This window comes from Acuticoccus kandeliae (genome assembly GCF_003073115.1).
This window is the reverse complement of sequence record NZ_QBBV01000123.1, coordinates 1-336: the sequence shown is the minus strand read 5'-3', so window position 1 is coordinate 336 and position 336 is coordinate 1. Positions and strand designations below refer to the sequence as shown.

At 70.5% G+C, this 336-nt stretch carries 1 protein-coding gene; it reads left to right on the top strand.

Annotation, left to right across the window (positions count from 1 at the left end; all coding sequences use genetic code 11):
* Positions 1–336 (top strand): succinate dehydrogenase/fumarate reductase transmembrane subunit (locus tag DBV35_RS29580; protein WP_281262263.1); only part of this gene is annotated, 336 nt, incomplete at both ends.

Sequence of the window (336 nt, the reverse complement as noted above, 5' to 3'; positions counted from 1 at the left end):
CGATGTCCGAGAAGTCCCGGGCCGGCGGCGGAGCCAAGCCCGCCGCACCCCTGCGCCCGCGCACGCCCAGTGCGCTGCCGAAGTTCGTGATGGCGGTGAGCGGCGTCGTGCTGCTCGGCTACGTCACGCTGCACATGATCGGGAACCTGAAGATCTTCTTCGGCCCCGAGGCGATCGATCACTACGCGGCCTGGCTGCGCACCATCCTGGAGCCGGCGCTGCCCTACTCGGGCATGCTCTGGATCGTCCGCGTGGTGCTGGTCGTCGCGGTGGTCGCCCCCATCTGGTCGGCGACGATGCTCGCCCTCCGCGCGCGCAGGGCCCGAACAACAAGCG